The following is a 6,687-nucleotide window of genomic DNA, read 5'->3' as shown; positions in this document are numbered from 1 at the left end:
CGGACCGTGGGCGTGTTCTCAGAGCTGCGCAATCCGGCGCTGGACGGCGGGCACATCCGCCTGCCGCTGCGGGAGCTGACGGTCCTGGTGTCCCGGCCGGATGAGGCGGAGGTGTGGTTCCCCTGCGCGGTGGATGAATGGGTGTGCCTGAGCGATGGCACGCACGGCAAGGTGGTGACGCAGACGCCGGACTGGGTGCAACTGGTGCTGCTGGGTGGCAGCCGCCGCACCTACCCGACGCAGACGTTTCTGCAACTGTGCCCTGAAAATCTGACGAAGAGCTTCCGCGTACGCAGTGTTTTCGGCATCGACTACCGCCACCAGAGCATCAGCACCACGGAGGTGCCGCAGAAACTCAAAGCGTACATGGAGCGGGAACTGCGCAGTCTCATTGGCGCGGAGTATTTCAAAAACGTGGACGTGGAGCTGTCTGAAGCGGACAGGTCCGCGCTGAACTACACTGTGCTGGCGGATTTTTCCGGCGAGGTGGCGCAGCGGCACTCCTTCCTCACGCGGGCAATTCAGCGGCTGTGTGTGGAGGCCTGCAATGAGAATGCCTGGAAGATTCCTTTCAATCAGCTCACGCTGCACCAAAGCGCACAGGCATAGCCATGAAAAAAACTGACACGAACGCCGCCAAGATCGGCACGCGGGGCGAAGCCTGATCTTGCCATTGAGCGTTTGCTGCATTCTCCTCTGCCCCCCCATGAAATGTCATCACCCTATTCGAAGGTCAGGCTGCGCAGCCCGCCCTTTGATGAATATTCCCCTGCATGACATTTGAACTTTGGGTAACCCTCATCACGCTCCTCGGGGCAGTGATCCTCTTTGCTACGGAAAAGCTGCCGGTGGACATCGTCGCACTGCTGTCCACCTCGGTGCTCCTCATCACCGGCGTCGTCACCGTAGATGAAGGCATTGCGGGTTTTTCCAATCCTGCGGTGATCACTGTTGGCTGCATGTTCGTGCTCAGCTCCGCCTTGCAGAGGACGGGTGCACTCGACTCCTTGGGCAAGCTTCTTTCCAAAAGCGGTGGCAGCAGTCCCGGCATGTTCTGCATGCTGATCATGCTCTGCGTTGCGCCCGTCTCTGCCTTCGTCAACAACACTGCTGCCGTTGCCGTTTTCCTGCCGCTGGTCATCGCCGCTGCCGCCGCGAAAAAAATCTCCGCCTCACGCGTGCTGATCCCGCTGAGCTTTGCCTCCCAGTTTGGTGGCGTCTGCACCCTCATCGGCACCTCCACCAATCTGCTCGTCAACTCCATCTATGAGAAGACAGGACTCGGCAGCTTCAGCATGTTTGAATATGCCCCGCTGGGAATCGTGCTGACTCTCCTGGGTGGGGGCTTTCTCGTGTTGTTCGGAGGCTGGCTGCTGCCGTCTCGCCGTTCCGAGCAGCTCACCGATGTGTATCAACTGGGTGAGTACGTCACCGAGCTGCGCGTCATGGAAGGCTCTCCGCTCATTGGCCAGCGCGTCGGCCAGGCCGAATTGTCCAAAGATCATGACGTAACCCTGCTTGAGATCCGCCGAGATAAACGCGCCATCAGGGCAGCCAGCTACGAGATTGTGAAGGCCGACGACCTTCTCCTCGTCCGTGCCAAGCCGGACAAACTGCTCGCCGTCACCACGGGTCTGAAGCTTGAAATCGAGCCCGAGTTCAAGCTGCGTGACGAAACTATCCGCTCCGACGATGTAAAACTCTGTGAAACGATCGTGCCGCCGGGTTCACCCTTTATAGGCCGCACCCTGGCCGATCTCCGCTTTGGTCAAAAAACCGGCGTCATCGCTCTTGCCGTGCAGCGCACGGGCCACCTGCTGCGTGAAAAGCTCTCCTCCGTTCGGCTGCGCATCGGTGACGCCCTGCTGCTGCTGGGTGAGCAGGCCGACATTGACCGTGTGCGTGCGGAGGACGGCTTAATCGTCCTCAATGAACTGGACGCTCCCGTCCGTCAGCGGGGGAAAACGTTCCTGGCTCTCGGTGTGTTCGGCCTGATCGTCGTGCTCGCCGCGTTGAATATTTTGCCCATCCTCGTCGGTGCGCTCGCGGCTGTGCTGGTGCTCATCATAACCCGCTGTGTCCGTCCCGAGCAGGCCTACGGCGCGGTGGACTGGCGCGTGCTCATCATGCTGGCAGGGATCCTGCCACTGGGAATCGCCATGGAGAAGACCGGCGCCGCCCAGGCCATCACGGACGTTGTTCTCCAGCTCGCCGGGCGGGATTCACCCATCGCGCTGCTTGCAGCCATTTACCTCGTCACGGCCATTCTCACGGAGTGCATGAGCAACAACGGAGCGGCCGTCCTCATCGCGCCGATTGCCATCGCCACGGCGCAGAGCATCGGTCTTGATCCCAAGCCCTTCCTTGTTGCGGTGACCTTTGCAGCCTCCACCAGCTTTGCCACCCCCGTGGGCTACCAGACCAACACCATGGTGTACAATGCCGGCGGTTATCGATTCAGCGACTTCCTCCGTGTGGGTGTGCCTTTGAATCTTCTCTTTTGGGGTGCCTCTGTTTATTTCATTCCGGTGTTCTGGCCGTTTGTGGCGCGGCATTGATTGTCAACGGCAGGAGCGGCTGCACGGGGTCAGCAGACTTCGGTGACTTGGAGGGGCAGCCAAGCGGCGGCGTTCCAGTCGAGGTATTGGGTGCTGCGGAACTGCTTTTTGTAATCGTAGAGGCTGGGCTCGTGGGTGGCGTAGCCGGTGTAGAGCCAGCGTAAGCCGGCTTCGCGGCAGTGCTGGATTTCGAGCAGGAGGGTGAAGATACCGAGGCTGCGTCTGGCGTATTCGGGTTCAAAGAGGCCGTAAACGCTGGAGGCGGACTGCATGCCGACATCGAGGAAACTGGCGGCGACGAGGCGGGGGCCGTCGAACACGCGGACCATGCGGCAGGTGCAGGGGCCCTGGGCGGGGTCGGGGCCGAGGAAGGTTTCGAGGGTGTCGGGGATGTTTTGGGTGAAGCGTAGTTTGTGGCGCTGGAAGAGGGCGCGGAGTTCGCCGTCGATGGCGGCGGGGACGATCTCGGTGCGCAGGTCGGCGTTCTTGCTCAGGACGCGGCGCTGGCTTTTGGTGAATGTGCAGGACGCAAGATCGATGCGCAGCGGCGTTATGGTTTGCAGGCTGCCCTCGCTGGCCTGCTGTGTGCTGTAACGAAAGAAATACCTGTCAAAATGCCGCCAGCCTGCCGCCCATGCCTGATCCATGACTTCCGCAGGAACGGAATCACAGATGAATGCATCGTCGAACACTGGCGTCATAGGAGGGTCTTATTAATCCAGTCCGGCAGATTGACAATCCCGCGCCCACCCGCACACTCCGAAACCGGTAGTCCTCCACGCCTATGAACCTCCTGCAACGCATCGAACGCGTCTTTTTCTGGCTCTCCGCAGCCTCCTCCGACAACCTCGATGCCTGCCCGGCATGGGAGCGGCGCAAGTATGTGGCCTTTGGCGCGACGGTGCTGGTGCCTTCGACGTTCGCCATCATTGCCTGCGCGTATGCACTGAGCACGCTGACGGACAACTGGCTGATCATCGCGCCGGTGTCGCTGGTGTGGTCGTTCATCATTCTCACGGTGGACCGGGCGCTGCTGGCGACTTATCGCGCCTACCAGTCTTTCTTTCGCAAGGCCGCGCAGTTCTCGCTGCGCATGGTGGTGGCCGCGCTGATGGGCATCACCATCTCGCACCCGCTGACGCTGCTGTTGTTCAAGGACACCATTACGTCTGTCGTTGAAAAACATCGGCAGGGCGAGATTGAAGCGGCGCGTGAAGTCTCGAAGCTGCAGAAGGTTGCTGTGGAGGCACGCCTCGTGCCGCTGGAGGCGGAGATCGCCACGCAGCGTGAGAACTGGAACGCGACTTTCAACGCGAAGTTTTTGGATGAGAACGGCAAGCCGGTGGAAAAGCCGCTTACGGAGGATGAGAAGGCGGTCAAAGCTGAACGTGATGCCAAGATTGATGATGCGGTGACTCCGGGTAAAACACGCCTGACAGCGATGGAAACGGAGATGGCCAAGCTGAATACGGATTACCAAAAGATCGCCGAAGAGCTGAACCACTGGCAGACGGAATTTGAGCGCGAGGTGAATGGCCAGCGCAGCGGCATCATTGGTCTGGGGCCACGTGCGAAAAGCATCCAGGAAGACCAGCTGACCTGGCGGCGTGCTGAAAGCGCCCGCCTCAGCGGTGTGCTGGATACGATGACGAAAAACCGCACCGTGCTCGTGGCTGAAATCAAAGCTGCCGAGGATGGCGTGAATGCGGCGCTGGATGCCAAGGCGGCTGAGGAAGCGGCGCTTAACAAGGCGGAGCGTGATCGCGTGGCTGCGTTGAAGCAGAAGGTGCAGACGGAGCAGGCAGACCAGTTTGTGGGCCAGCAGAATGCGATTCGCGAGACACTGAAGACGCAGATCGACGCGCTGCTGCTGCAGCAAAAGAATCTGCACACTGAGATCACTCAACTCATCAAAGACGAGGACACCCGCATCTCAGGCATTCGCGCCGAGCCACGCCGGGATCTGCTCACGCAGACGCTGGCGCTGCATGAACTGTTTGAGCAAGGTTCGCAGGGCGGCACGTTTGCGCTGGTGGCGTATCTGGTGCTGACGCTGCTTTTCATGCTGGTGGACACGATTCCGCTGATCGTGAAATTCTTCTCCAAGCCCGGCCCGTATGACACGCTGCTGGACCGCGAGGAGATGGGCTATGATGGCGAGCGCAAAGCATTCCTCGCTGGCTTCAGCTTGCAGATGAAGGAGCTGGGCGAGAGCAAGATGCTGAACCTCACGCGGAACAAGACGCTGGAACGTGCGCTGGTCACCGGCGTGGATGGTGCGCGCTCGGCGAAGGAATTCCTGGTCTATCTGATGGATCTGGAGCGCGACTTTGAAGAGCGGAGCCGTCTTGCGCGGGAACTGGCCGCCAAGAGCGGTGTCAGCCACACGGCAGATGTGATCGAGGAGATGTCCCGGAACTTCTATGGCGATCTGCGCGAGCGAATGGAGAAATTTTTCCGCGATGATGAGAAGCGCGGCACTCCGGCGCCGGGCAGTGTGTGAGGCGGCCTGTGTGAGAACGTATCTCCCTCAGTTCATTTATCTGGCTTCTTTGGCAGGTGATGATCACGTATCAAGAGCTCAGAATTTTTAACTGTTCCTAATGCGTGTCCCTGACCTTCTTTTACTTCTTGGAAGGCCTCCTCGGGAGTGTCGGCGGCAACTTCAATCAGGGTCTGTTTTGTCTCAACGCGTTCAACGGTTATGAGGGATGACATGGCTTTAAATTGGATTCCTTTTGAAATCGCAGGCAGCGCCCATTTTGCGTGTATAATTTGAAGGTTTTGACATAATGGGGTGTCTCTGGAACGTGCCTTTCAATCATCGATCATGAGAACTCTTTTCCCGCCTCACTGCAACGACTCCCCATGGAGCGTGAAGGCACACGCGCCCTACGGAGGCGTGCTGCAAAATGATTGCGCCTAAACCACTCCAACCTCCAGATTTCGGGGTGTTTGGGCAGTGCCTGAAAGAAAACAGCGCCCGAATCATTTCCGAATGCGCTGCTGCATTTGCTGATGAAAAAAGGCAGCAGGGGAATCATTCCATCTTGGAAACGATTCAAAAGAATGTGCCGCTCTTGCTGGATGAGTTGATTTTGCTTCTTCCTCACGTGATGAAGGGAGAATGGAAAATGCCGCCAGTGCCCATGGGAGGGATTGAGTGTCGGGCGGGGCACCGGCTTGATGTGGTCATCAAAACACTGGGCGGCATCAGCGAGATGGTTGTCTTGGCGCTTCTACGGTTAAAGGGATCTGTTGCCGACGTGTTCCTAGACGATGCATGCCGTGAAGTGAGGCTTTTTTTTGATTTGAAGGTCGCGAACTACTGCCTGCAATTTGTAGCGGCGCAGGAGATGGAAATTGCATTGCGCGTAAGCCAGCTAAAAGAGGCGAATGAGAGGCTGCTGGTGGCAACTGAAATCTCCCGAGCGTCTTGCCGCTCAAGAGTGCAACTTTTGGAGGGAGTGATCCATGAACTGCGCAACTGCCTGCAGTCTTTGCTGCTCTATGCGTCATCTCTGGTGGAGGGGCCGAGAGACCCCGGGGTGGCGGAGATCATGGAAAGGCTTGCGACGAACGGCGTTCATTTGCAGAAGCTTCTCGACAGAGTCCAGAGCTATTCCGATCTCCTCGCGGGTGAATGTTATGTCCAGCTTGGCTCCGTGGATGTGGACCCGTTTCTGAATGAGCTGGAACAGAGGCATCGCGCTCTGGCAGGAACAACTCGGACGCGGTTGATTTGTAGAAAGGCTGACGGGCTCACGGCAATCACCACCGATCTAAACAAGCTCAACCTCATTGCCGATAATTTGGTGAGCAACGCTATTCAAGCAGCCAAAGCAGGGATGGTTCAGGTCGAAGTTTCAGATGACGGACCGGAGCGTCTTCTGCTGAAGGTCACCGATGATGGGAATGGAATAGGACTGGTGGAAGCGCGTCAGATATTCCGCGTGATGCATCACGTTTCTGGTTCTCACTTTACTGGGCTCAAGCTGGGGCTGCTGGCCTCACGGTACGTGACCCATCTTCTTGGAGGAGAAATCAAGTTTGAGTCTGAAGTCGGGAAGGGGGCTTGCTTTAGGGGGGTGCTTCCCAATTTTTCTGTTCAACGTTAAGGGATCGGGTG

5 protein-coding genes and 1 pseudogene are annotated in these 6,687 nt (G+C 58.3%); 4 read left to right on the top strand and 2 right to left on the bottom strand.

What is annotated here, in order from left to right; all coding sequences use genetic code 11:
• Nucleotides 1-609: pseudogene (locus tag PSV43_RS15750) on the top strand (hypothetical protein); the annotation flags it as partial.
• A gap of 164 nt (nucleotides 610-773) precedes the next feature.
• Entirely contained in the window at nucleotides 774-2,558 is a 1,785-nt protein-coding gene (locus PSV43_RS15745; RefSeq protein ID WP_300199277.1) for an SLC13 family permease, read from the top strand.
• Nucleotides 2,559-2,587: 29 nt separating this feature from the next.
• Here the strand turns inward: PSV43_RS15745 and PSV43_RS15740 are convergent, their stop codons facing one another.
• Nucleotides 2,588-3,259 carry a GNAT family N-acetyltransferase gene (locus tag PSV43_RS15740; RefSeq protein WP_300199274.1) on the bottom strand — a complete coding sequence of 224 codons (672 nt, stop codon included), beginning with the start codon at nucleotides 3,257-3,259 and terminating at the stop codon, nucleotides 2,588-2,590.
• Between the two features lie 83 nt (nucleotides 3,260-3,342).
• Here PSV43_RS15740 and PSV43_RS15735 point away from each other — a divergent pair, with 83 nt between their 5' ends.
• Nucleotides 3,343-5,061, top strand: a complete 1,719-nt coding sequence (locus PSV43_RS15735; RefSeq protein ID WP_300199271.1) for a DUF4407 domain-containing protein — start codon at nucleotides 3,343-3,345, stop codon at nucleotides 5,059-5,061.
• A gap of 32 nt (nucleotides 5,062-5,093) precedes the next feature.
• Here the strand turns inward: PSV43_RS15735 and PSV43_RS15730 are convergent, their stop codons facing one another.
• On the bottom strand, nucleotides 5,094-5,276 hold the full coding sequence (locus tag PSV43_RS15730) for a hypothetical protein (RefSeq protein ID WP_300199268.1): 183 nt from the start codon (nucleotides 5,274-5,276) through the stop codon (nucleotides 5,094-5,096).
• A 194-nt stretch (nucleotides 5,277-5,470) separates the two neighbouring features.
• Here PSV43_RS15730 and PSV43_RS15725 point away from each other — a divergent pair, with 194 nt between their 5' ends.
• The gene (locus PSV43_RS15725) at nucleotides 5,471-6,676 is read left to right on the top strand and encodes a HAMP domain-containing sensor histidine kinase (protein ID WP_300199265.1); all 1,206 of its coding nucleotides are present in this window, start codon (nucleotides 5,471-5,473) and stop codon (nucleotides 6,674-6,676) included.
• The last annotated feature ends 11 nt before the right edge of the window (nucleotides 6,677-6,687 follow it).

Source organism: Prosthecobacter sp. (genome assembly GCF_029946185.1).
Classification (GTDB): Bacteria; Verrucomicrobiota; Verrucomicrobiia; order Verrucomicrobiales; family Verrucomicrobiaceae; genus Prosthecobacter.
This window is presented reverse-complemented; position numbering and strand designations above follow the sequence as displayed.

What these genes read in the sequence shown, in the direction of transcription:
- PSV43_RS15745 (WP_300199277.1), top strand. Translation starts at nt 774, where the DNA reads ATGACATTTGAACTTTGGGTAACCCTCATCACGCTCCTCGGGGCAGTG.
- PSV43_RS15740 (WP_300199274.1), bottom strand. Translation starts at nt 3,259, where the DNA reads ATGACGCCAGTGTTCGACGATGCATTCATCTGTGATTCCGTTCCTGCG.
- PSV43_RS15735 (WP_300199271.1), top strand. Translation starts at nt 3,343, where the DNA reads ATGAACCTCCTGCAACGCATCGAACGCGTCTTTTTCTGGCTCTCCGCA.
- PSV43_RS15730 (WP_300199268.1), bottom strand. Translation starts at nt 5,276, where the DNA reads ATGTCATCCCTCATAACCGTTGAACGCGTTGAGACAAAACAGACCCTG.
- PSV43_RS15725 (WP_300199265.1), top strand. Translation starts at nt 5,471, where the DNA reads ATGATTGCGCCTAAACCACTCCAACCTCCAGATTTCGGGGTGTTTGGG.